We start from the raw sequence: 22,715 nt of genomic DNA on the forward strand, positions 1-22,715 counted from the left end.
CTTCGTTCGTACTGTCCAGCCGCTGTCCGTTTCGTCCCCAGCGCGCCGATAAAGCGTTACGGACAGCAAAAAGCGGCCTGCGTCACGCCACCCCTTCATCGTATTGCCAAGGCAAGCCTTTCCTAACTAGGGTCGCCGCCGGGGGCCGGTCCAGCACCGCGCGCACCGCGGTCCGGCCTCCCGCCCGCGAGAACATCGAGTAGGAGATGACCCCACGATGAGCCCGGATTCCTTCGACCTGGCCGCCCTTCCGTCGCTCACCGACGCCAACGACGTGGTCAAGGCGTTCGCGGCCAACCCGGCCTTCCGGGCCGCGGAATGGGAGGAGCTGACCACCGAGGACGACCCGCACCGCCGGCCGGTGCGCCCGGACGACCTCGAATGGCTCGACTACAGCAAGCCCATGCCCGCGCCCAAGGCGCTCAAGCTCTCGGCCCTGCTCGGTCACCGGATGCTGCGCAACGTCTACGACGCCGGCCACGTCCACCTGCCGCCGCGGCGCACCGAGGTCAACGAGGTCTCGGCCCGCCAGTTCCACTCCGCGCAGAACCGGATCCTCGGCGCGCTGGCCCGGCCCATCCTCGAGCGGCACCTGTTCACCCTGCTGGACGAGCTGCGCCCGAGCTTGTCCACTGTGGACTCCGAGACGATCACCGGCACCGTGCTGGACTACCACGAGCAGCGCCGGTCCGAGCCGGGCCGCGCGTTCGACGTGGCCCTGCGCACCCGCGGCCGCAAGGAGGCGGCGAGCTTCATGCTGCTGCAGCTGAGCGCTTTCCGCCCGGCCGCGCACACCGCCTTCGGGCAGGCGGCGACCGGCGAGTACGACACCGGGCACCCGGCCCTGCGCGGGCTCCTGCTGGAGGACTACCGCGGCTGGGCCGACCGCGCTCCGGCCTACCGGGAACTGCTCGCCGGCGCGTCGCTGTGCCCCACCGCCGGCGCGTACTGGCAGCTCTACCTCGGCACCTCGCTCGGGCGCGGCAACCTGGTGCACCACCTGGCCGGTGACCCGTCGAAGATCTTCGAACTGGCCGGCGCCTTCGTGCACGAGAAGATCGACCGCGCCGCCACCGGGGCGCGCTTCACCGAGGTGTTCGCCGACGGCCTCGGCTACTCCGGCGCGTTCTTCACCCCCGACGCCGCGCTGACCGCGTCCGGGCTGCGCGAGCTGCTGGGACGGCTGCTGCCGCCGATCGCGGAGAACTTCGGCACCGAGGCGCTCGCCGCGTTCCACCGCGGGTTCAGCGACGCGCGCTGGTTCGCCGAGACCTGGGACGCCGACCTCGCCACCCAGCTCGACTGGGCGGACAAGATCGAGGAGTACCAGGAGAAGGCCGAGAAGATCGACCAGTACCTGACCAACGAGAACATCGAGGTCGACCTCGACACCTTCGTCGAGACCAACGAGGAGACCTCGACCACCCACGTGCACAACGAGCACCGGCTGGTGATGATCGAAACCGGCCAGATGCACTTCTGGAACAACGTCACCCACAAGATCCAGCTCAACCAGGGCGACAAGCTCCTGATCCCGGTCTCCCGGCTGCACGGCTCGACGGTCCTGTCCGGCTCGTGCACCTACCACCAGCCGATCATTCCCGAGGACATGCTGCAGCAGTTCGTCTGATCCCGACCACTCGGGTACGCGTCCCCGCACGGGGACGCGTACCCGAGTGCGCCCTTTTTCGCCCGCCCGTCGAATAGTGGGGTTTCTCATCGTGTCCGTGGAAAATCCGGTGTCGACCGGCGACGACCTCGCGAGCTGCGTGATCGGTGAGCTGCCGGACTGGGGGCGGGAGTGCCTGGACGAGCTGGTCTCGACCCTGCTGTCGCGCCAATCCCCGTTCCCGTGCACGTTCGCGGTGGCCGCGGCGAAGAAGAACACGCTGCGCTTCGGCTTCATCGACGACCTCGACGACGAAGCCGCGTGGAAGCCGCTGCTGCGCATCCTTTCCGAGTACCTCGCCGAGTACCGGGACATCTCGCGGGACACCTCGCTCGCGGTGTTCTTCCCGCCCGAGCCCGGAACCCGCACCCTGGCCGAGTACAACGCGAAGTTCTGGTCCGTGCTCCAGTACCTGCACGACAACGACCCCGGCCGATGGCCCCGGGACCTGCCCGCCGACGCGGAGGACCCGTTGTGGGAGTTCGCCTTCGGCGACACCTCGATCTTCGTCGTGTGCAACACCCCGGCGCACGCCACGCGGCACAGCCGGCACAGCTCCGGCTTCCTGATCACCTTCCAGCCGCGGTGGGTCTTCGAGGGCCTGGAGCCGGAGACGCCCCGCGGCACCTCGGCCCGCCGCGTGATCCGCAAGCGGCTGCGCGCCTACGACGGCATGGAGCCCTCCCGCCACCTCGGCGACTACGGCAACGAGGAGAACCGCGAGTGGCGCCAGTACTTCCTCCCCGACGACAACACCAGCGAGATGCCCCGCTGCCCGTTCCTGAACCGGAGACCGGCCGGGCCCTTGGCCGCCGACGGGGACGAGCGGGCCTGAGCGGTAGCCTCGACGAGCCGCACCACCGCCCGAAGCGCCCCTGACCGGAGAAGACCATGTCCTTGCCCTTCGACCTCACCGGACGCGTCGCGCTGGTCACCGGGTCCAGCCGCGGGATCGGGCTGGCCCTCGCCGAGGGGCTGGCCGGGGCGGGAGCCACGATCGTGCTCAACGGTCTCGACGCCGGGCGGCTGGAGGACACCCGAGCCCGGCTGGCCGGGCGATTCGGGGATGGCCGGGTCGCGGCCCGGGCGTTCGACATCGTCGACGAAGACGCGGTGGGGGCGGCCGTCGAATCGATCGAAGCCGAGGTGGGGCCGATCGACGTCCTGATCAGCAACGCCGGGTTCCAGCACCGCGAGCCGCTGCTGGAAGTGAGCCTCGCGGACTGGCGGCGGGTGGTGGACACCAACCTCACCGGCGCCTTCGTGGTGGGGCGCGCGGTCGCCGGGCGGATGGTGCGGCGGCGGGCCGGGAAGATCGTCAACATCTGCTCGGTGCAGACCGACCTGGCCCGGCCCACCATCGGGCCCTACACCGCGGCGAAGGGCGGGCTGCGCAACCTCACCCGGGCGATGACCGCGGAATGGGCCGGAGCGGGGCTGCAGGTCAACGCCCTCGCACCCGGCTACATCCACACCGAGATGACGCAGGACCTGGTGGACGACGAAACCTTCGACCGCTGGGTCCGCGACCGCACCCCGGCCCGCCGCTGGGGCACGGCCGGCGACCTGGTCGGGCCCGCGGTGTGGCTGTCCTCCCCCGCGTCGGACTACGTCAACGGGCAGGTCATCTTCGTCGACGGCGGCATGACGGCCGTCGTCTGAGCACGGCGGCGTCCCCGCGAGAACCACTAACGCCGGGCGCCGCCCGGGCCTGGCTCAGAACAGCGTCGCCGGCTCGACCGGCTCCGGCTCGGGCAGGGCGGCGAGACCGGGGACCAGCGCGCGCACGTCGTCGTGGAAGCGGCGGGCCAGGGAAGGCGCGTCGTGGTTGTCGGGCGTGTGCAGGAAAACCGTCGGCGACCGGCCCTCGCGCAGCCAGCCGGCGACCGTCGCGGCCCACGGGCGCCAGCCCTCGGCCGTCTCCTCGGCCGAATCCCGGCCCAGGTAGCGGACGATCGGCTGGTCGGTCAGGGCCCGGGTCCGCCGGGGGAGCCGCGGTTTCCTGGCCCACGCCTCCTGCTCGGCCTCGCTGGCCGGCGGGGTGCGGAAGAAGACGGTGGTGTCGAACGGGACCCACTCGGCGCCCGCGCCGGCCAGCGTGCCCTCCAGCAGCGAAGTGGAGCCGTCGTCGGTGAAGAAGCCGGGGTGGCGCACCTCCACGGCGCGGCGGCGGTCCGCGGGGAGCCGGCGCAGGAAGCGGCCGAGGACATCGACGCCGGCGGGGCCGAAGGAGGCGGGCAACTGGGTCCACAGCACGGCCCGCTCACCGAGCGGCTCGATCGCGTCCAGGAACGCCCGCATCTGCGCGTCGACCCCGGCGAGCCGTCGCTCGTGCGTGACGACCTTGGGCAGCTTGACCACGAACCGGAAACCGGGGCCGGTCTGCTCCGCCCAGCTCGCGACGGTGTCGCGCGCCGGAGTGGCGTAGAAGGTGGTGTTGCCCTCGACCGCGTTGCACCAGCCGGCGTAGGCCCGCAGGCGCTCCTTGGCCGGCGGCGAGGACGGCAGGAACCGGCCGAGCCACTCCTTGTGGGTCCACATCGCACAGCCGACTCGAAGACTTGGCACGGGCGTCCGCTCCCCTCGATCCTGCCGTGAAAGCTACTACCCGCCGCGGCGGCCGTCCCGCTCCCGCCTCCGGCTCCCCGGGGGGCAGCGTCGAGCGCTCAGCCTCCCGGAGGCGGCCCGCGCACCCCGGCCGGGCGAGACCGGTGCGCCGGTCTCGGGATCCACGTCCACAAGGCCCCCGCCGCGGCGAAGCCGACCAGCCCGCTGACCACGATCCCCAGCCCGAGCCCGGCGAGCGCGGTCACGCCGGCGAGCAGCAGCGGGCCCAGCCCGGAGCCGATGTCAGCCAGTTCGTTCCAGACGCCGAGGTGCGTCGGGCGGCCCACCGACGGGGAGACGTCGGCGCCGAGGGTCATCACGATGCCCGAGCCGATGCCGTTGCCGAACCCCATCACCATGGCCACGACGGCGAGCAGCACCGCGCCGTGCGTCAGCGGCATCAGGACGAAGGAGGCGCCGAGCACGAGCGCGGACGGCACCGCGACCCACCGGCGGCCGTGCCGGTCCATCACCCGGCCCGCCGGGTAGAACACGAGCGCGTCCACCGCCCCGGCGAACCCGTAGACCAGCGAGCCGGCCGTGGGCGAAAGGCCGAGGTGGGCCGCCCACAGCGGGACCACGGTCTGGCGCGTCTGCCGGATCCCGGACAGCAGCAGGATCCCGGCGCCGAGGGTGGCGTACACCCGCCACTTCCGCTTGAGCATGCCCCAGGTGGTGATCCCCGCCGCGGCCGCGCGGTGCTCGGCGGTCGTCTCCAGGTCCGGCACCCGGTACACCACCACGCCGGCGGCGAGCACCGCGACGAGGCTCAGGTAGTACGCACCGGCCTGGCCCCACCACTGCATCACCCCGGCCCCGGCGAATGGCCCGGCGAACAGCCCGATCCGCATCGTCCCGCCGAGCGTCGAGAGCGCCCGCGCCCGCATGGGCAGCGGCACCGATTCCGTCAGGTAGGACTGCCGCGCGAGGCCGTAGACCGCGCCCGCGGCCCCGATCAGCAGCACCCCGGCGCCGTAGAGCGCCAGCGCACCCGGTCCCGGGCCGATGTCGGTCAGGCACAGCACCAGCCCGGCGGCCGACACCCCGGCGGCGAGCAGCTCGACTTGCGCTCGCCGACCCGCGTGGCCAGGACGCCCGCCGGGATGTTCATCACCAGCGAGCCGATCCCCAGCAGCGCCCCGATCAGCGCCGCGACCGGCGTCGTGGCCCCCCGGTCGATCGCGCTCAGCGCCACGACCGGCAGCATCGCCCCTTCGGCGAGCCCGAACAACGCGGCCGGCCCGTACACCGCGACGGCCACCGAACGCAGCCGGAACTCCTCAGCCACGCCCGGGCCCCGCCCGGAGACCGGCCGTCGCGGTGCTGATCGGTTCCGTGCCCACGCCCCGATCTTCGCAAGCCCGGCCGGTCCCCCGGGCCGCTCGTGTCCAGGGCCACACCCCCGTCCGGCGAGCTTTTCGCCGGGGTGGCAAGGGAAAAGTCCTCCTTCGCCGGGTCTGTCCGGAGTGCCGATCCCGGGCCGTGGCCCGCCGGGGCGGCGGGGCTACCGCGCCGCGCCTTCGAGGTGGGCCTTGATCAGCTCCAACCCGGGCTGGATGCGGGCCGGGTCCTCGACCGGGTGCGGGCCGGCCGGCTCGGCCGGCGGGACCAGCCGCTCGAACAGCCGGCAGAACAGAGTCCTCCCGTCGCCGAGGTCGAACGTGGTGAAGGTGGCGATCGCGTGCATCGCCGGGGCCGGGGTGCCGTCGTCGAGCACGTCGCGGCCGACCACCGTCCACAGCTTGCCGGGGACCCGCGCGACCACGGTGTAGAGCTTCGGCTTCTCGTCCGGCAGGTCCGCGGCGATGGTCTCCAGCAGCACGTCACCGAGCTCGGCCGGGGCGCCCTCGGTGCCGCGCCGCACCTCGGTGCCCGAGGCCATCGGCAGCCACTTCGGCAGGTTCGCCCAGGTCGTCACCCAGTCGTAGACCTCCTGGGCCGGGCGCTCGATGACGATGCGGTTCTCGACGAACCGGATGTTCAGGTCGTCCGGGATCTGGGGCGCGTACAGGTCGGTCGTCATGTGATCTCCTCGTTTCGGCGGCGGGGGCGGAAAACCGGGGCCAGCGCGGTCAGCGCGACGGCGCGTGCTGCCCGGTCATGAGCGCGCCGAGGTCGTCCGGGGCCAGGAACGACGGCGGCGGGGGCGGGCCCCAGCTGAACAGTCCCCGCGCGCCCTCGAACACCTCCGGGGTCCAGAGCTCGTCCTCGGGGATGCAGTCCATGTCGGAGTAGTACTCGCTGAAGTTCCCGGCCGGGTCCTTGAGGTACCAGAAGAAGTTGGACCCCGCGTGGTGGCGGCCGAGGCCCCAGACGTGCCGGTCCGGGTGGCCCTCCAGCATCGCCGACGCGCCCCGGCCGACGTCGTCGACGTCGTCGACCTGCCAGGAGGTGTGGTGCAGGAAGTTCACCGGCGCGGCCAGCGCCAGCACGTTGTGGTGGTCGTCCGAGCAGCGCAGGAACGCGCCCCGGTCCCCGATGTGGTCGCTGACCTTGAACCCCAGCCCCTCGGTGAAGAACCGCAGGGTGGCGTCCAGGCCGGTCGTGCCGACCACGCAGTGGCCGAGCTTCCGGGGCCGGACCGCGGTCTCCCGCACCACCCCGGGCGCGCGGCCGTACCGCTCGATCCGGCCGGGCCCGTTGTACGGCGTGGCCGGCACGGGCTCCCGCGCGATGCGCGGCGCGACCTCGACCCGGACGGTGAACCCGGAGACCGGCTCGATCGCGGTGACCGCCGCGCCGTCCGCGGCCACGGCCACGCCGGAGCGGGTGAGCCGGGTGGCGATCCGCGCCAGGTCGTCCGGGTCGTCGGCCCCCACCCCGAGCTCCAGCAGCCGGCGGGACGGGGCGGGCCGGACCCGCAGCTGCTCTCCGCCCTCGAGCGTGTGCAGGTTCCCGCCGCCGTGGTGGGTCAGCCCGAAATCGGCGTAGTAGGCCACGGTCTGCGCCACCTCGGGAACGCCCATCGTCACCCGGGTCAGCCGGTGCAGGCCCATGTCAGTCCTCCGGCCCGGCGGTGAAGGTCTGGCGGATCTCGCCGATGCCCTCGATCCGGCTCACCAGCCGCTCGCCGGGCCGCAGGAACCGCTTCGGCGTGCGGCCCATGCCCACCCCGGACGGGGTGCCGGTGAAGACGAGGTCGCCCGGGTACAGCGTGATCGTGCGCGACAGCGCGGAGACCAGCCGCGCGACCGGGAAGATCAGCTCGCGGGTGCGGCCCGCCTGCACCGTCTCGCCGTCGATCGCGCAGCCGAGCGCCAGGTCGTCGCGGTCCGGCAGCTCGTCCGGGGTGACCAGCCACGGGCCGACCGGCGCGAAGTTCGGGAACGACTTGCCGAGGCTGAACTGCGGGGCCGGGCCGGCGAGCTGCGAGACCCGCTCGGACAGGTCCTGCCCGACGGTCAGCCCGGCGACGTGGTCCCAGGCTTCGGCGCCGGTGACCCGGTGGGCCGTCCGGCCGACGACCGCGACCAGCTCCACCTCCCAGTCCACGTTCCCCCCGGCCGGCAGCACGACCTCCACGTCCGGGCCGGCCAGCGCGGAGACGAACTTGGCGAACGTCGGGGGCAGCCCTTCCGGGACGTCGAACCCGGCCTCGGCGGCGTGCGCGTCGTAGTTCAGGCCGATCCCGACGATCTGCCGCGGGGTCGGCGAGGGCGGCCCGAGCTGGGCGCGGGTGAAAGCGACGTCGGGTTCGATCACCGCCGCCCCGGCCCAGGCCCGGAACTCCGCCCAGTCCTCGTAGACCGAGGCGGGCCCGGGGCCGAACCGCCCGCCCGAAGCCGTTTCCACGTCCGCGCCCTTGTCCTCGGCGGTCAGCAGAACCGCCCGACCGTCCACATTGGCCAGTTTCATGACCTGCACCTTTCGGCGGGGCCGGCCGGAGCCGGCACTCGGGTGGGGAAAGCCCGGCGGCCGCGAGCGGAGGGACCGTCCCGGGCCCGCTGGTCTACCGGGGCCGGGCGGCCGTACCGAAGGGCTCCTCGGCCGGCCGCGGAGGAGTTCTCCCCGGGCGAGTTCGAAAGTATCGCTAAACTTTCGAAAGTTCAAACATCATTCGTAAACTGCTAGGCTGAGGCCATGGGCAAGAGCGGCGGCGAAACCCGCACCGACGGCATCCACCAGGCGTTGCGGGCCGACATCCTGGCCGGCCGGCTGGTCCCGGGCGCACGGCTCAAGTTCCCCGACCTGGCCGCCCGCTACCAGGTCAGTGTCGGAGCCACCCGCGAGGCGCTGACCCGGCTGGTGGCCGAAGGGCTGGTGGTGACCCGGCCGCACCTGGGCTTCCAGGTCCGGCCGCTGTCCCACCAGGACCTGGCCGAGCTGACCCAGGCGCGGGTGGAGATCGAATCGCTGGTGCTGCGCCGGTCCGTGCAGGAGGGCGACGTGCACTGGGAGGCCGGCGCCGTGGCCGCGCACCACCTGCTGGAACGCACGCCCTACCGCGACCCGCGGGACCCGGGGCACCTGAGCGAACAGTGGTCCCGGGCCCACGCGGCCTTCCACCACGCGCTGCTGACCGGCTGCGGCAACCGGCGCCTGCTGGAAACGGCGCAGTCGCTGCGGCAGGAGGCCGAGCTGTACCTGCAGTGGTCGGTGTCCCTGGGCAACGAACCCACCCGCGACGTGCCGGCCGAGCACCGGGCGATCCTGGACGCCGTCCTCGCCCGCGACGCCGGCCGGGCGCAGGAGCTGCTGCGCGACCACATCGCGCACACCGCCCAGCTCCTGATCAGCTGCGCCCCGGACCAGCCCAACCGGGTGGGCTGAGACCGCCCCGGCGGCTCCCGCTGCACCCGGGCCGGGAGCCGGGGGTCACCGCCCGTGCCGCACCGACGCGTCCTCGGTCAGCTCGGCCCGGCTGCGGTGGCCGAGCTTGGTCATCAGGCTCGCCACGTGCTTCTCCACCGTCCGGGGGGAGATGTGCAGGCGTTGCGCCACGTCCTTGTTGCCCATCCGGTCGGCGAGCAGTTGCAGCACTTCGTACTCGCGCACCGTGACCCCGTTGGAGCGCAACGAGGCCGGCACGCGGTCGAAGCCGGTCCGCCGCTGCTGGACGTGCACGCCGGTCCGGCGCAGCAGCCCGCGGCAGGCGCTGGCCACGGCGGGGACCCCGGCGGAGTGGAAGTACTCCTCGGCGTTCTTCAGCCAGGTCACCGGATCGCCCCAGCCGTCGGCGGCCGCGGTCTCCGCGACCAGCCGCAGGGCCAGGTGCCGCGCCACCGGGTACGGGGCGGTGGCCTCCAGCGCTTCGGCGACGGCCTCGTTCGCGCGTGCCACCAGTCCTTCCCGGCCGAGGACCACGGCGTCGGCCAGCCGGTTGAACTGCCGGTTCCAGCGCATGCGCCGCGCGGCGTGGGTGCCGCCGGCCGCGCCGGGCCCGCCCGCGAGCGCGTCGAGCAGCAGCCGCAGCCCGTGCCGGCCGGACAGGTGGAACCGGCTGGGCTGGTTCTCCTCCATCGCGTCGACCTGGGCCAGCTCACGCCGCGCCCGCTCGGGGTTCTCCTCCAGCAGCGAGCAGAACGTGCGGGCCAGGCCCAGGCACAGCACCATCTCCTGCGCGTTCTGCCCACCCGCGGCGAGGAACTCCTCCAGCGCCAGCTCCATGCCCGCGCGGTCGGCGCGGTGCGCGGCGGCCATCGCGCGGGTCATCAGCAGGTACTGCGAAAGCGCGGTGAGCTTCAGCCGGGTGAGCACCGGCTGGTTGCTCTCGATCAGCCCGGCCGCCACCGCGAACTCGCCCCGCATGATCGCGTGCATCGTGCGCGTGGAATCCACCGTGCAGGACAGGGTGATGGCGCCGGTGCGGCGGGCCTCCGCGCGGGCGAGGTCGAGGAAGCCCTCGTCGCCGTCGGCGAGCACGCGGTGGCCGCCGATCCGGGCCAGCACCTGGGTGTGCAGGTGGTGCAGCCGGTTCTCCTCGGCGATGCGCCGGGCGCGGTGCAGGTACTCCTCCGACTCGTCGAGGTCGCGTTCCAGCACCACCACCCCGAGGGCCTGCAACGCCTGGCACGCCACCGAAGGCGATTCGGCCGCCTGCCAGGCCCGGCGGGCCAGCCGCTCGGCCCGCTGGGTGTGGTCCGGGCCCGGCACGTCGAGCCAGAGCGTCGCCTCGACGGCGTCGAGCGCCGACTGCTGCCCCGGCGGCGCGGGCGGGCCGAGCAGCGAACGGGCCTGGCCGATCTGGCTCAGGCAGTCCTCGTGGCGCCCGGCCACGTAGGCGACCCAGGCGAGCTGGGTGTGCACCTGCGCCGCCTGCTCCAGGAAACCGGTCTCGGTGAAGCCGGAGGTGAGCTCGACCGCCCGGTCGAACTGGCCGGTCTGCCCGAGCGCGGTGAGCAGGGCCCCGAGCACCGCGGCGCGCTCGGCCGGTTCGGCGTTCGCGAGCAGCCGCTGGGCCTGGGTGAGCAGGGTGACGGCGGAGTCGGCGGCACCGGCCCGCAGCGCGCGCTGCCCGGCCTCGGAGAACAGCCGTCCGGCCGCCGGTTCGTCGAGCGCGGTCAGCCGCAGGGACGCGACGAGCGCGCACAGCTCGTCGGGCAGCTCCGGGTACCGCGCCTCCACCGCGTCGGCGGCGCGGGCGGCGAGGTCGGCCTTGGCCGACGGCGTCAGGCGCGCGAGCAGCGCCTCCACCGTGAGCGGGTGGCGGAAGGCGTACCAGCCCGGCGTGGTTTCGTCGGTGGTCACCAGTTGCGCGGAGACCGCGGCGCTCAGGTGGCTGTGCAGGGTGTGGTCGTCCAGACCGGTCACCTGCTGCACGATCGCCGGGGGGAACCGGAGGCCGAGGATCGCCGCGGCCGAAAGCAGCGCCTCGGCTTCCGCGCCGAGCTGCGCGACGCGTCCGGCGATGGTCGTCACGAGCGCCGAAGGCACGCGGGTGCGCGGCTCGCTGATCACCTGCCAGCCCTCGGGACCGTCGACCAGCAGCCCTTCGCCGACCATGCCGTGCAGCAGTTCCTCGACCGCGAACGGATTGCCGTCGCTGGTGTGCCACAGCAGGTCGATCGCGGCGTCGGGCACCCGGCCGGGCTCGGTCTCCAGGCAGCCCGCGGCGAGCTCGCGGGTGTGGGCGCGGCCGAGGCGGCCCAGCCGGAGCAGGTTCGCGCTGCCCCGGCGGCTGGCCTCCTGGGCCAGGCGCAGGGCGTCACCGGGCTCGTCGCGCTGGGTGGCGACCAGCAGCGCGCCCGCCCCCGCGAGATTGTCGACCAGGTACTCCAGGATGAACAGGGTCTCGGCGTCGGCGTCGTGGAGGTCTTCGAGCACCACCAGGCAGCCGCCGTCCCGGGCGGTGGCGGACAGCAGCCGGAGCACGGCCTCGGCCAGCACCACCAGCGAACCGCCCTGGTGCGGCCGGTCGCGGCGGTCCCAGTCGGGCACGAGCTGGGCCAGCACCGGCAGGTAGGCGTCGAGTTCGGGCAGCTCCGGCGGCCGCCCGCCGCGGAAGTGCGACAGCAGCGCTTCGGCCAGCGGGCGGAAGGGCACCATCGGGCCGATCGAGCTCGCCCGGCCCCGCAGCACCGGCCGCCCGGCGGCCAGCGCCCGGCCGGCGGCCTCGGCGGCCAGCCGTGACTTGCCGATCCCGCCCTCGCCGACCAGGAAGACCGTCCCGCCCCGGCCGGTCTCCAGCTCGCCGGTCATCTGCCGGAGCACGGTGATCTCGTGGTCGCGGCCGACGACTCGCGGCGAACGGAAGCCCACGCCGCGATTCTAGCCGGTGATTTTCCGATCGATGAGGGCAATTCGACGGTACCGGACCACTGGGAAGCCGATCATCGACACGACGGTGCCGGGCCGGCTCAGGTGCCGAGGATCAGCGACACCACGGTCGGGGACCAGTCGTCGAACGGTTCCGCCGCCGCCGCCCCGGGCCGCAGACCGGACAGGGCGTGGTTGCGGGCACCGACGGGGGTGGGGCGGGGCAGCGTCACGGCGCCGATCGGGCTGTCCGGCAAAGTCTCGTTCCGCACGGGTTCTCCTTCTGGGTCGTTCGGGCGTTGTTCCGGTGTTGTCCGGGTGGGTACGGGGGTCAAGCGGGTTGCAGCAGCAGCGCCGAGGGCACCTGGGCGGCGAAACCCAGCCGCAGCAGGCCGTAGCCGATGCCCGCGAGTCCGCTCAGCAGACCGGGAGAGGGCACCGCGCCGGGGGTGCCGCACAGCGCGCCGCGCTCGGAGATCGCGGCGAGCAGGGCGCCGGTGCGCTTCGCTGCGGCCTGCCGCGCGCCCGCGTGGCCACCCTCGGCCAGGGTCACCAGCACGTCGACGATCCCGGATTCGCCGTGGCAGAGCGACATGTCCCGCAACGGCGGACGCTCGGCCAGCCGGGTGACGCAGGCGTCGAGACCGCCGAGGGGTTCGAGGGCGACGGGGTCGTCGGCGTAGGCGAGGGTGAGGCCGGCCAGTCCCGAGCACCAGCCGTGGTCGTCGGTCGGCTCCGGCGGTCGGGCGGCCTTCTGCCGGAGGGCCCAGTGGATCCCGGCGTGGCCGGAGGCGAAGCCCGGCGCGTCGGGCTCCCCGGGGCCCGGGCGGGCGGCGAGTTCGGCGTAGTCGTCGGCGAGCCGGGCCGCGGCGTCCAGCCCGGTGAGCGCGGCGACCGAGCGCATCGCGGTGATCCCCCCGGCCAGCCCGGTGGTGAACCGGCGGGGCAGGCCGCGCTTCGGGGCGGGCATCACGGCCACGGCCCGCTCGGCCAGCGCGGGACCGGGACCGTCGAGCAGGGTGGCCAGCCGGGCCAGCGCGTAGGCGAAGCCGCCGAGGCCGAGCGGGCCGCCGCACCCCGCGGCCGAGGCCAGGGCGGGATCGGCGGCGAACCGGCCGAGCAGCGCGGGCACCGGGGAAAGGGCCCGCACCGCGAGATCGTGGTAGCGCCCGACGCCGGTCAGCCGGGCGAGCTGGGCCAGGAACAGCGCGACGCCCGGGTAGCCGTCACCGAGTCCCGCGCCCATCGGCAGCACGCTCCAGTACCGCTCTTCGACCAGTTCGAGGCCGAGCCAGTTGGCCCGGTCCTCGCGCGAGAAGGCGCGGGCGAGGATCTGGTCGGCGACCCCGGACGCGGCGGCCAGGATCTGCTCGGCGGTCGGCGCGGTCACCGGCACGGCGTCGGCGAACTCGTCGCAGCGGTGCGTGACCGGTCCGGGCCGGGTGGCCAGCGCCGCGGAGATCAGCCAGGCCTGGTCCCGCTGGTCGACGCTGGTCATCGCGGCGATCTTCGCCCCGGCCACGGACAGCGGCGGCGCGGCGAGCAGGTCCGGGAACCGCCGTCCGGCCGAGTCCCACAGGTCCCGGGTGCCGGGGCGGCCGGTGACCAGCGGGACGTCGCCGGCCCACAGGTCGGCCCGCTCGCTCGGCCGCAGGGCCCGGCGCACCGGGTCCGCGCCGCCTTCGGCGAGCAGGCCGAACGCGGCGTCCCGCTCGTCGGCCTCGCGCAGCAGGTCCGGGTGGGTGGTCTCGTCGAGGAGCCGGGCGTAGAGGTTGGTCGGGCGGAGCAGCACCCGGACCTCGTCCCCGGCGCACCGGGCGAGCAGCGCGGTCAGCTCGGCGCGGTGCGCGGCGATCGTGTCGTAGCCGAGGCGGAACCCGGCCAGCAGCGCGGCGCTGTGCTGGGCGGGTTCGATCTCGCGCCCGTCCAGCCGCGGCCGGTTGACACCGCCGGGCAGGGCCGCCGGCCCGCGGGTGAGCCGCATCCGGTCGGTGCCGGGGTCGAGCCAGTCGACCCGGTCGGCGGGCAGCCGCCCGGCCCCGCCGCTGAGGCCGGAGATGTCGGCCGCGCCGTGCTCGCCGAGGAACATCTGCGGCAGCAGGCTGGTGCGGTGCACGGAGCCGGCCAGCGCCTCGACCGCCGGGTCGGTGCCGTGGGCGCCGCGGGGCAGCGCCGGGTGGAAGAGCGTTTCCAGGTCGATCAGCACCGGCTGGTCACCGGCCGCGATCACGTTCTCGAAGTGCACGTCGGTGCCGTCGACGGCGTGCAGCAGCGCGAGCAGGATGCCCTGGCGGCGGTGGAAGCGGTCGACCTCGGTGAGGTCCGCGCACGGCCGGTGCTCGACGAACCGCAGCCAGCCGTAACCCTCGCGCACCACGGCGTCGACGGTCCGCAGCCGGAGCCCGGGCAGGTACGAGCCCAGCCAGGCGATGACCTCGCCGAAGTGCGCGTGCAGGTCGAGCGAGCGTGGCTTGTAGACGAGCCGGGTGCCGTCGCCGAACTCCAGGACCTGCACCGATCGGCCGTGGCGGTGCGAATCGCCGAGGCCGCCGGTGATGCGCACGGGCGGCCCTTCGAGGCCGAGGGCGGCACGGTCGGCTTCGAGGCGGTCCAGCAGTTCGCGGTGCGCTTCGGCGCTATGGATGCAGGTCTGACCGAGAAGGCGGGCCAGGACCGGATAAGTGGTCAGCAGTGAAGTCAGCGATTCCCGTGTGCCGGCCCGGCGGACGAAGTCGGCGAAGCGGGCTTCGGGGGTTTCACCCTCGAGCTGTCCGGCCGAGTTGTGCAGTTCGAGCACCAGCGTCCGGATACCGAGGCGCAGCAGCCGCGCGCCCAGTTGCGCGGCGAAGTCCGCCCCGCCGCCCGCCCGGCGCCGGGCCTCGGCGGTGAACGGGTCGAACACCGACGTCAGCGCGGCCCGCCAGTCCGGCGGCGCGGACCGCTCCCCCGTGACCCCGCCGACGGCCCCGGCCACGAACTCCGCCCACCCGGGCACGGCGGGGCCGGACCGGCGCTCGGCCGAGGTCAGACCCGGTGACCACCAGTGCGGCGGGAAGGAGGGGAGGCTCACGGCCCCGATCCTGCCAGCGGCCGGTGGCGGCGGACATGGGTGAGAATCCCCCAGTTTCCGCGGTCCGGGATCGCCGCCCGGGTTCGCACCGGTCGCCGAGCGGGAAGCCGGCTACTCCGGGGGCCGGGACGGGCGCCGGTCCGCGGGAGTGCGGCGGTCCTGCGCGGGCCGGGCCGTTCCGCGGCGGGGAGCCGGTGGGGTCGGCCGAGCCCGGCCCTGCAGGCTCCCCGCCGCCGGGGAATGTGGGGGCCCGCGACCCATGTGCGCCCGCCCCCGGGCTGGTTGGTTCGGCTTCATGACCACCACCGGTGAACGTGTCGTGCCCGCGCTGGCCTGCCAGGTGTTCGGGGAGCTGAGCGTGGACGCCGGGGGCCGCACGGCCGACCTCGGCGGCCCGAAGCAGCGGCTGCTGCTCGCGCTGCTGCTGTGCCGGGCCAACACCATCGTGCGCGTCGACGAGCTGACCGAGGCCCTGTGGGCCGGTCCGCCGCCGCGCAGCGCCCGCAAGAACCTGCAGGTCTACGTGTCCAAGCTGCGCAAGGCGTTCGGCGACCGGCTGACCTGCGTGGGCGCGGGCTACCGCCTGCGCGTCGACTCGCAGGAGTGCGACCTCCAGCGCTTCGACCACCTCGTGCGCTCCGGGCGCCGTCACCTGCTCGAAGGCGACACCGCGACCGGGGCCGAGTTGCTGGGCGAAGCGGTGAGCGGCTGGCAGCGGCCGTTCGCGGTTCTTCGTGCCGCTGCCGGTCGCGCTGGCGCTGGGGCTGGTGGTGCTGACGCAGGCGGCGCAGGAGGTGTACGGCCCGGCGCACGCCAAGCTGCTGCGCCGGATCGTGCCACGCGAGCAGCTCGCCGCGGCGGTGTCGGTGAACCAGGCCCGCGGATACGGCGCGAGCCTCATCGCGCCGTCGGCCGGCGGCCTGCTGCTCGCGCTGAACCCCGCGCTGCCGTTCGCGGTGGACGCGCTGACCTTCGGCGCTTCGGCGCTGTGCCTCGTGCTGCTGGCGACCGGCCGCCGGGCCGGGCCACCGCCGGAGGAGCAGGACAAGAAGGCCGCCGAACCGTTGCTCAGGCAGGTGGGCGCGGGCTGGCGGCACCTGGTGCGGGAACCGTTCCTGCGGATGTCCTCGCTGTACTTCGCGGTGCTGAACCTGCTGTTCTCCACCTTCACCTACGCGCTGATCCTCGGCATCGCCCGCGGGCGCTACCTGGGCCACAAGGCCCTGACCGACGCCGGAGTGCTGCACGGCGACCACGCCACCGTGCGGCGCGGCATCGCCCGGCTCACCGGCGAACTGGGGGCGGACGAGGTCATCCTGGTGCCCTACGAGTCCGACGGCGCGGCGCGGGTGCGGACGGTGCGCCACGCCGGGGTGGCGGCGCTGGTCGGTTCCTGATCGCCGCCCGCCCGGTGCGGCCCGCGCCGGGCGGGGCCTCACCCTCGGACGGTGAGGCCCGCGAACAGGTCGTCCTCGGCCGGCGCGGTGTCCACTAGGGACTGCGCCAGGTGGTAGTCCTCGGTGGGCCAGCACTCCTGCTCGATCTCCACCGGGCACGAGCGCTCCGGCCCGTGCGGGTCGACCTGGGTCTCGTGCGCGAGGATCGCGGCCAGCCGGACCGGGAACCAGTCCGCGCACCCGACCCGGGTGGTGATCGGCCACACGGGCATCGCGTCGTCCCACTCCCGCAGGACCTCATCGTGCGGGGAATCCCTTCCGGCGGCGGTCATACCGTCGTAGATGGCCTGGAAGTAGACCTTGCTGAAGGCGCACGTGTAGTACAGCTTCGAAGGCGTCCAGGGCTCCCCCGACCCGGGATAGGCCGCAGGGTCCCCGGCCGCGGCGAAAGCGGCCACCGACACCTCGTGCACCTTGACGTGATCCGGGTGCGGGTAACCGCCGCTAGGGTCGTAAGTGACGACGACCTGTGGGCGGAACCGGCGGATCAGCGCCACCAGCGCAGCCGCCGCCTCCCCCGTGGGCTCCCGGGCGAAACAGCCCTCCGGCAGCGCCTCCCCGTTCGCGGGCAGGCCGGAGTCGACGAAGCCGAGGAACTCCTGCGACACCCCGAGGATCTCGCGGGCCCGGTCCATCTCGGCCCGGCGCCGCCGGGACAGGTCCGCCCGCACCTCGGGCCGGTCCAGGGCCGGGTTGAGCACGTCGCCGCGCTCACCGCCGGTCATGGTGGCGACCAGGACCTCGGCCCCCTCGGCGGCGTACCGGGCCAGGGTCGCCGCGCCCTTGCTCGACTCGTCATCGGGATGGGCGTGCACCGCCAGCAGACGCTGACCGGAGCGGTCGACGAGCATGGCTCCTCCTTCTTTCCCCTCACGGGCTGGGACCACCGCGGCCCCCTGAAGCTATCTTATGTCGAACATAAGTTTCGACCAAATGACATTTTAGGTCCGCTAAATTTCACTGCTAAGGTGGCCCCATGACCGCGACCGGGAACCGCCGTGAACGCAAGAAGCGGGAAACCCGCGAACGTCTCGCCCACGTCGCGACCCTGCTGTTCATCGAGCGCGGGTTCGACCCGGTGACGATCGCGGAGATCGCCGACGCGGCCGACGTGTCGAAGATGACGGTCACCAACTACTTCCCGCTCAAGGAGGACCTGGTCTTCGACGCCCACGAGGTCGTGGTGGCCAGCCTCGCGGAGGTCGTGCGGCGGCGGGAGCCCGGCGAGCCGGCGCTGGCGGCGCTGCGCCGGCAGTTCCTCGCCTCGCTGGCGGGCAACGACGTCCTCAACGGCCGGTCCACGCGGGATTTCGCCGTGCTGGTCCACGAAAGCCCGCGGCTGCGGGCCCGGCAGCGTGAGCTCGACGAGCTGCGCGAGGCCGCGCTGGCCGCCGAACTCGCCGCCGCCGAAGGAGCCGGCGAGGGTGACCCGCTGCCGGTGCTGATGGCCGGCCAGCTCGCCGCGACCCACCGGGTGCTGTGGCGGCGGGTGCAGGAGATGACGCGCGAGGGCGTGCCGGAACAGCGGCTGGTCCCCGAGGCGGCCCAGCTCGCCGAGCGGGCGTTCGGCCTCGCCGGGCCCGCGCTCGCCGGCTACTGCGTCCGCCGATGACCCCCGCCCGCCGGTGACCCCCGCCCGAGCGGTGGCCGGCGGGCTGGTCCACCGAGGTCAATCCCGTTCCCTTCCCCGCGGTGCCGTGGCATCCTCGTCAGCCGGGGCGGATCAGACCCCCGAGGGGCACCGCGGCCGGCGTCCCCTCGGGCCGAACTGGAGGCGGGGACCATGACGGTGAACAGGCGCGAGTTCCTGGCGGGCGTGGCGGGCGCCGTCGGGGCGGCGGGGCTGGGCCCGGCCGCCGCGTCGGCCGGACCCCGGCCGCCTTCGCGCGGCGGCACCCCGCTGGCGTTGCGGCAGGGGACGAACATCGCGGCGCAGGCCGCCCCGGACGGCCGCACCCTCGCCTTCGACCTGCTGGGCGTGCTGTGGCTCGTCCCGGCGGGCGGCGGGGCGGCCCGGCGGCTGACCGAGGACCTGTTCGACATCGCCCAGCCCGCGTGGTCGCCCGACGGCGCGACGCTGGTCTTCCAGTCCTACCGCGAGGGCAACTTCGACCTCTGGACCGTCCGCGCCGACGGCACCGGCCTCCGGCGCCTCACCAGCGGCCCGTTCGACCACCGGGAGCCGATCTTCTCCCCGGACGGGAAGAAGATCGCCTACTCCTCCGACGAAGGGGGCAGCTACGGCGTCCACGTGCTCGACCTCGGGTCCGGCACCGCCACCGCCGTCACCGACACCCCGGAAGAGGAGTACGAACCGGCGTGGTCCCCGGACGGGACCGAGCTCGCTTTCGTCGTTTCCGGGTCGAAGATCGACGTCGTGACCCTCGCCGGCGGCGCCCGCCGCACGTTCGTCACGGATCCCGGCGCGATCGTGCACAGTCCCATGTGGACACCGGACGGGCAGGATCTGGTGTACGCGCGGTACTCCGGCGGGTCACTGCCGCTCGCGCCCGGGACGGCGGAGCTCGTGCGCGGGGGCAAGCCGCTGTTCCCGGGCGAGGACGTCTTCCCGTTCCGCGTCTCGTGGCTGAGCGCGGACGAATACCTCTACACCGCCGGCGGCGCGCTGCGGCGGCGCCGGCTCTCCGGTGGCCCGGCGGCGGACGTGCCCTTCACCGCCCCGGTCACGGTGGCGCGCGGCCCGGTGCACTCCCGGCCGCGCGACTTCACCTCGGCCACGCCGAAACCGGTGCTCGGCATCGGCAGCCCCGTGCTCTCACCCGACGGCCGCCGCATCGCCTTCCGGGCGCTCAACGACATCCAGGTGCAGGAGATCGGCCGGCCGCCCCGCCCGCTCACCGGCGACCACTGGTGGAAGTCCGACCCCGCCTGGTCGCCCGACGGCACCCGGCTCGCCTACTCCACCGACCGCGGCGGCACGCTCGACCTCTGGATCCGCGATCTGCGCTCCGGCCGGGACCGGCAGCTGACCAACCTGCCCGGCCTCGCCGCCACCTCCGGCACCTGGTCCCCCGACGGCACGGCCATCGCCTTCCTCGACCAGACCGGGGCGCTGCACACCGCCGAGGTCGCGACCGGCGCGGTCCGGCAGGTCTTCACCGCGACGTTCGAGCCCGGGCGCCCGACCTGGTCCGCCGACGGCCGGGTGATCGCGCTGGCCGCGGTGAAACCGTTCTCGGCCCGCTACCGCGAGGGCCTGAGCCAGATCCTGCTGGTGGACGTCGCGACCGGGGCGGGCCGGTACGTCGAACCCCTGCCCGGCCGCTCGATCCAGACCCGCGGCGACGACGGTCCCGTGTGGTCCCCGGACGGCCGGCGGATGGCCTTCGTGGTCGCCAGCGTCCTGTGGGTGGCCGACGTCCACCCCGACGGCACCTTCGCCGGGCCGCCGCGGCCGATCACCGACGAGGTCACCGACGCCCCCAGCTGGAGCGGCGACTCCCGCACCCTGCTCTACCTCAACAACGGCCGCCTGCGGCTGATCGCCGCTTCCGGCGGTGCCCCGCGCACCGTGCCCACCACCCTGACCTGGACCAACACCCGCAGCCGCGGCCGCGTGGTCGTGCGCGCCGGGCGGATGTGGGACGGGACCGCACGCACCCTGCGCTCCGAGGTGGACATCGTCGTGGACGGCGGTCGCGTCACCGCCGTGCAGCCCACCGGCAGCGGGCTCGACGGCGAGCTGGTCGACGCCCGCGACGGCGTGGTCGTGCCCGGCCTGATCGACATGCACAACCACCGCCAGATGCAGGGCTACGGCTACGGCGACCGCCAGGGCCGCCTGTGGCTCTCCCTCGGCTTCACCACCACCCGCTCGCCCGGCAGCCCCGCCTACCACATGGTCGAGGAGCGCGAGTCCATCCAATCCGGGGCCCGCACCGGCCCCCGGTACTTCGCCACCGGCGAGGCCATCGACGGCTCCCGCATCTACTACAACTTCATGCGCCCCACCTTCGACCGCCACCAGCTCGAACTCGAGCTGGAGCGCGCCGAAAAGCTCGACTACGACCTGCTCAAGGCCTACGTCCGGATCAGCCCGGAGATGCACCGCCGCGTCATCGAGTGGGGCCACGCCCGGCGGCTCCCGGTCACTTCGCACTACCACTACCCGGCGCTGGCCCTCGGCGGCGACGGCATGGAGCACATGGGCGCGACCAACCGGCTCGGCTACTCCCGCACCGTGTCCCTGCTCGGCACCGGCTACGACGACGTGGTCGAACCCTTCGTCCGCCGCGGGGCCGCCCGCACGCCGACGCTGTTCGCCGCCACCGCGCTGTTCCGCGACGACCAGAGCCTGGTCACCGACCGCCGGGTGCGGACCCTGTACCCCGCCTGGGAGTACCGGTCGCTGCAAGCCTCGGTCGCCGCGGCCCAGTCCGCCGACCAGACCGCGATCCTGGCGAACCTCCGGCGCCAGGTCGGCCAGGCCGCGGCGATCCTGCGCGGCGGCGGCCGGGTCGTCACCGGCACCGACTCCCCGATCGACCACACCGCGGTCAGCACGCACATGAACCTGCGCGCCATGGTCAAGTATGGCTTCACCCCGTACGAGGCGCTGATCACCACGACCAGCATGGCCGGGGAGGTGCTGGGCGAGCCGCTGGGCCGGATCGCCCCGGGCCACTACGCGGACCTGGCCGTGCTGGGCGGCGACCCGCTGGCCGACATCACCGCCGCCGCCGACGTCCGGCAGGTCCTCCTGGCCGGGCGGGTGCACACGGTCGACGAGCTGCTGGCACCGTTCGAGACCGCCGCCCCGGCCATCGCCCCGAGTCGGCGGCTGCGGCCGGTACCCGATCATCCGGCCAACGCGCGGTTCTGGTGGCACGACCCGCACTACGTCGCGTCCGCGCGCACTTCCTGCTGCAGCGGCCACTGAAGTTCAGCAACCACCGAGATCCGGCTGCCGCTGAGGTCCGGTGGACACCGCAGCCCGGCCACTTCCGCAGTCCGGGCCCGGCGCGCGCGCCGGGCCCAGCCACCCGGATCGGCCGGTCGGACCGCCCGGCCGGGGGCTCGGCGGTGGCCGCAACGGGCGCCCGAACCGGTCACCGCCAACCGGACGGCTGGTCGCCGGAGCCCGACTGGTCGGCGGCACCTGGCTGGTCGCCGGAGCCCGACTGGTCGGCGGCACCTGGCTGGTCGCCGGAGCCCGACTGGTCGGCGGTACCTGGCTGGTCGCCGGAGCCCGGCGGGTCGAGGAGACCTAGGACCGGTCGCCGCCTTCGAGGCCGCGGCCGGTCTGGTGCTGGAGCTCGTCGATCAGCTCGGAGGCTTGGGCCTTGGTGATGCCGTCCGGCACCTCCTGACCGGCTTCCTGCGCGAGCGTGTTCAGGTAGGACTCCTGCGGACCGGTCATCGGCTCGTCGCCGGTGGTCCACTCGCTCGGGTCCTTCTCCGGGTTGGTGCCGGAGTTGCTGCTGTCGGTCACTGGATCACCTTTCCTCGGGCAAGCGGGGGTTTCGGGCCGGTCAGGATTCCGGCCAGGTCGCTTCGCCGGCCACCGGGACGTCGGCGATGGCCTGCGCGAACGCGGCGTGCACCCGCAGGTACTCCCGGACCGTAACCTCCGCCGGCTCACCGGTGCGGGCCGGGGGCAGGTGCCGGGAGGCCCAGAGGTTCCACCGCAGGTGCGCCTCGGCCGCGCTCAGCCGCGCCGCTTCGGCCACCTTGCCCGGCCGCTCGCCGGCGAGGATGGCTTCGTGCATCAGCCTCGGCGTGGAAGCCCGTTCCCACTCGCGCATCGAGGCCATCGCGGCGAGCCGCCGGACGGGCGATTCCGCGTCGTTGCGGGCCGGATCGGCGGGCCGGACCGGGGACCGGTGCGAGGTCCGGCCGACCAGGCCCGCCACCGCGCCGCCCGTCGGCGCGGCAGGCGACGGGATGGAACGGACCGCCCGCTCCCCCAGCCGGGCGGTCCCGGCAGTACTCGGCTGTTCGGTGGTCAGGCTGGCCATGAGATCCTCCCGGAAGGCGGTACGAGCCGCGGCGGGCATTTCACCCGTGCACCGGACCATGCCCCACCCCGGATCGGCTACCCGGCCCCCGGAGGCGGAAAACCCGCCCCGCCTGAGATCCGGATCTCATCGGGCCGGCGCCGCGAAGATCACCCGAACGGGGAGTTCGACGTCGGCTCGCGAGGGGGCAGGGCGGGTCTCAGAGACGGGTTCGAGGCCCCCTGGCCGAACAGCGGGGG

General features: G+C 74.1%; 20 protein-coding genes and 1 pseudogene. 9 read left to right on the forward strand and 12 right to left on the reverse strand.

The annotated features are described in order from the left end of the window. Window positions 1–217 precede the first annotated feature (217 nt). The 3 genes from NYF13_RS19510 to NYF13_RS19520 all read left to right on the forward strand — a co-directional run bounded on the left by NYF13_RS19510 (window position 218) and on the right by NYF13_RS19520 (window position 3,331). Window positions 218–1,630 (forward strand): hypothetical protein, encoded by a 1,413-nt coding sequence (locus tag NYF13_RS19510; protein ID WP_315658630.1) that lies wholly within the window; start codon window positions 218–220, stop codon window positions 1,628–1,630. A gap of 97 nt (window positions 1,631–1,727) precedes the next feature. After that, window positions 1,728–2,504, forward strand: coding sequence for a YqcI/YcgG family protein (locus NYF13_RS19515; RefSeq protein ID WP_315658631.1), 777 nt, complete (start codon window positions 1,728–1,730; stop codon window positions 2,502–2,504). 56 nt (window positions 2,505–2,560) lie between these two features. Then, window positions 2,561–3,331 (forward strand): SDR family oxidoreductase, encoded by a 771-nt coding sequence (locus tag NYF13_RS19520; RefSeq protein WP_315658633.1) that lies wholly within the window; start codon window positions 2,561–2,563, stop codon window positions 3,329–3,331. 54 nt (window positions 3,332–3,385) lie between these two features. Here the strand turns inward: NYF13_RS19520 and NYF13_RS19525 are convergent, their stop codons facing one another. The 6 genes from NYF13_RS19525 to NYF13_RS19550 form a co-directional block, all read right to left on the reverse strand. After that, a complete protein-coding gene (locus NYF13_RS19525; protein ID WP_315660370.1) occupies window positions 3,386–4,210 on the reverse strand; it encodes a DUF72 domain-containing protein in 825 nt (274 codons plus the stop codon). A 125-nt stretch (window positions 4,211–4,335) separates the two neighbouring features. Next, on the reverse strand, window positions 4,336–5,319 hold the full coding sequence (locus tag NYF13_RS19530; protein ID WP_315658634.1) for an MFS transporter: 984 nt from the start codon (window positions 5,317–5,319) through the stop codon (window positions 4,336–4,338). Next, window positions 5,289–5,564, reverse strand: a complete 276-nt coding sequence (locus NYF13_RS19535) for a hypothetical protein (protein WP_315658636.1) — start codon at window positions 5,562–5,564, stop codon at window positions 5,289–5,291. Before NYF13_RS19535 ends, NYF13_RS19530 begins: the two co-directional genes overlap by 31 nt. A 216-nt stretch (window positions 5,565–5,780) precedes the next feature. Then, entirely contained in the window at window positions 5,781–6,299 is a 519-nt protein-coding gene (locus NYF13_RS19540; RefSeq protein ID WP_315658638.1) for an SRPBCC family protein, read from the reverse strand. Window positions 6,300–6,348: 49 nt separating this feature from the next. Continuing rightward, a complete protein-coding gene (locus NYF13_RS19545; RefSeq protein ID WP_315658640.1) occupies window positions 6,349–7,272 on the reverse strand; it encodes a VOC family protein in 924 nt (307 codons plus the stop codon). 1 nt (window position 7,273) lies between these two features. Next, the gene (locus NYF13_RS19550) at window positions 7,274–8,131 is read right to left on the reverse strand and encodes a fumarylacetoacetate hydrolase family protein (protein WP_315658641.1); all 858 of its coding nucleotides are present in this window, start codon (window positions 8,129–8,131) and stop codon (window positions 7,274–7,276) included. 225 nt (window positions 8,132–8,356) lie between these two features. Here NYF13_RS19550 and NYF13_RS19555 point away from each other — a divergent pair, with 225 nt between their 5' ends. Then, window positions 8,357–9,046, forward strand: a complete 690-nt coding sequence (locus NYF13_RS19555) for a GntR family transcriptional regulator (RefSeq protein ID WP_315658642.1) — start codon at window positions 8,357–8,359, stop codon at window positions 9,044–9,046. 45 nt (window positions 9,047–9,091) lie between these two features. On the opposite strand, the gene NYF13_RS19560 is transcribed toward NYF13_RS19555, so the two are convergent. The 3 genes from NYF13_RS19560 to NYF13_RS19570 form a co-directional block, all read right to left on the reverse strand. After that, window positions 9,092–11,974 (reverse strand): AAA family ATPase, encoded by a 2,883-nt coding sequence (locus tag NYF13_RS19560; RefSeq protein WP_315658643.1) that lies wholly within the window; start codon window positions 11,972–11,974, stop codon window positions 9,092–9,094. A gap of 98 nt (window positions 11,975–12,072) precedes the next feature. Continuing rightward, the gene (locus NYF13_RS19565) at window positions 12,073–12,243 is read right to left on the reverse strand and encodes a hypothetical protein (RefSeq protein ID WP_315658645.1); all 171 of its coding nucleotides are present in this window, start codon (window positions 12,241–12,243) and stop codon (window positions 12,073–12,075) included. Between the two features lie 59 nt (window positions 12,244–12,302). After that, window positions 12,303–15,041: a type 2 lanthipeptide synthetase LanM family protein gene (locus NYF13_RS19570; protein WP_315658647.1), complete on the reverse strand. Its 2,739-nt coding sequence runs from the start codon at window positions 15,039–15,041 to the stop codon at window positions 12,303–12,305. Between the two features lie 295 nt (window positions 15,042–15,336). Here NYF13_RS19570 and NYF13_RS36755 point away from each other — a divergent pair. Continuing rightward, window positions 15,337–15,615 (forward strand): annotated as a pseudogene (locus tag NYF13_RS36755) (winged helix-turn-helix domain-containing protein); the annotation flags it as partial. Window positions 15,616–15,775: 160 nt separating this feature from the next. Beyond that, window positions 15,776–16,438: an MFS transporter gene (locus NYF13_RS19575; protein ID WP_315658649.1), complete on the forward strand. Its 663-nt coding sequence runs from the start codon at window positions 15,776–15,778 to the stop codon at window positions 16,436–16,438. 38 nt (window positions 16,439–16,476) lie between these two features. On the opposite strand, the gene mca is transcribed toward NYF13_RS19575, so the two are convergent. After that, on the reverse strand, window positions 16,477–17,349 hold the full coding sequence (gene mca / locus NYF13_RS19580) for a mycothiol conjugate amidase Mca (protein WP_315658650.1): 873 nt from the start codon (window positions 17,347–17,349) through the stop codon (window positions 16,477–16,479). A 125-nt stretch (window positions 17,350–17,474) separates the two neighbouring features. Here mca and NYF13_RS19585 point away from each other — a divergent pair, with 125 nt between their 5' ends. The 3 genes from NYF13_RS19585 to NYF13_RS19595 all read left to right on the forward strand — a co-directional run bounded on the left by NYF13_RS19585 (window position 17,475) and on the right by NYF13_RS19595 (window position 21,729). Next, entirely contained in the window at window positions 17,475–18,110 is a 636-nt protein-coding gene (locus NYF13_RS19585) for a TetR family transcriptional regulator (protein WP_315658651.1), read from the forward strand. A 171-nt stretch (window positions 18,111–18,281) separates the two neighbouring features. Then, on the forward strand, window positions 18,282–21,398 hold the full coding sequence (locus NYF13_RS19590) for an amidohydrolase family protein (RefSeq protein ID WP_315658653.1): 3,117 nt from the start codon (window positions 18,282–18,284) through the stop codon (window positions 21,396–21,398). A 40-nt stretch (window positions 21,399–21,438) separates the two neighbouring features. Further along, complete coding sequence (locus NYF13_RS19595; RefSeq protein ID WP_315658655.1) at window positions 21,439–21,729, forward strand: hypothetical protein; 291 nt, start codon at window positions 21,439–21,441, stop codon at window positions 21,727–21,729. Here NYF13_RS19595 and NYF13_RS19600 read toward each other — a convergent pair. Both NYF13_RS19600 and NYF13_RS19605 read right to left on the reverse strand, forming a co-directional pair. After that, window positions 21,726–21,950: a DUF3072 domain-containing protein gene (locus tag NYF13_RS19600; protein ID WP_315658656.1), complete on the reverse strand. Its 225-nt coding sequence runs from the start codon at window positions 21,948–21,950 to the stop codon at window positions 21,726–21,728. The two genes, NYF13_RS19595 and NYF13_RS19600, sit on opposite strands and share 4 nt — an antisense overlap. A gap of 40 nt (window positions 21,951–21,990) precedes the next feature. Beyond that, a complete protein-coding gene (locus NYF13_RS19605) occupies window positions 21,991–22,476 on the reverse strand; it encodes a hypothetical protein (protein WP_315658658.1) in 486 nt (161 codons plus the stop codon). Between the last annotated feature and the right edge of the window lie 239 nt (window positions 22,477–22,715).

It is taken from the genome of Amycolatopsis sp. PS_44_ISF1 (assembly GCF_032335455.1).
Lineage (GTDB): Bacteria > Actinomycetota > Actinomycetes > Mycobacteriales > Pseudonocardiaceae > Amycolatopsis.

Coding starts and splice junctions, on each gene's coding strand:
- NYF13_RS19605 (WP_315658658.1), bottom strand. CDS start 22,476: ATGGCCAGCCTGACCACCGAACAGCCGAGTACTGCCGGGACCGCCCGG.
- mca (WP_315658650.1), bottom strand. CDS start 17,349: ATGCTCGTCGACCGCTCCGGTCAGCGTCTGCTGGCGGTGCACGCCCAT.
- NYF13_RS19525 (WP_315660370.1), bottom strand. CDS start 4,210: ATGTGGACCCACAAGGAGTGGCTCGGCCGGTTCCTGCCGTCCTCGCCG.
- NYF13_RS19550 (WP_315658641.1), bottom strand. CDS start 8,131: ATGAAACTGGCCAATGTGGACGGTCGGGCGGTTCTGCTGACCGCCGAG.
- NYF13_RS19545 (WP_315658640.1), bottom strand. CDS start 7,272: ATGGGCCTGCACCGGCTGACCCGGGTGACGATGGGCGTTCCCGAGGTG.
- NYF13_RS19520 (WP_315658633.1), top strand. CDS start 2,561: ATGTCCTTGCCCTTCGACCTCACCGGACGCGTCGCGCTGGTCACCGGG.
- NYF13_RS19510 (WP_315658630.1), top strand. CDS start 218: ATGAGCCCGGATTCCTTCGACCTGGCCGCCCTTCCGTCGCTCACCGAC.
- NYF13_RS19540 (WP_315658638.1), bottom strand. CDS start 6,299: ATGACGACCGACCTGTACGCGCCCCAGATCCCGGACGACCTGAACATC.
- NYF13_RS19590 (WP_315658653.1), top strand. CDS start 18,282: ATGACGGTGAACAGGCGCGAGTTCCTGGCGGGCGTGGCGGGCGCCGTC.
- NYF13_RS19585 (WP_315658651.1), top strand. CDS start 17,475: ATGACCGCGACCGGGAACCGCCGTGAACGCAAGAAGCGGGAAACCCGC.
- NYF13_RS19555 (WP_315658642.1), top strand. CDS start 8,357: ATGGGCAAGAGCGGCGGCGAAACCCGCACCGACGGCATCCACCAGGCG.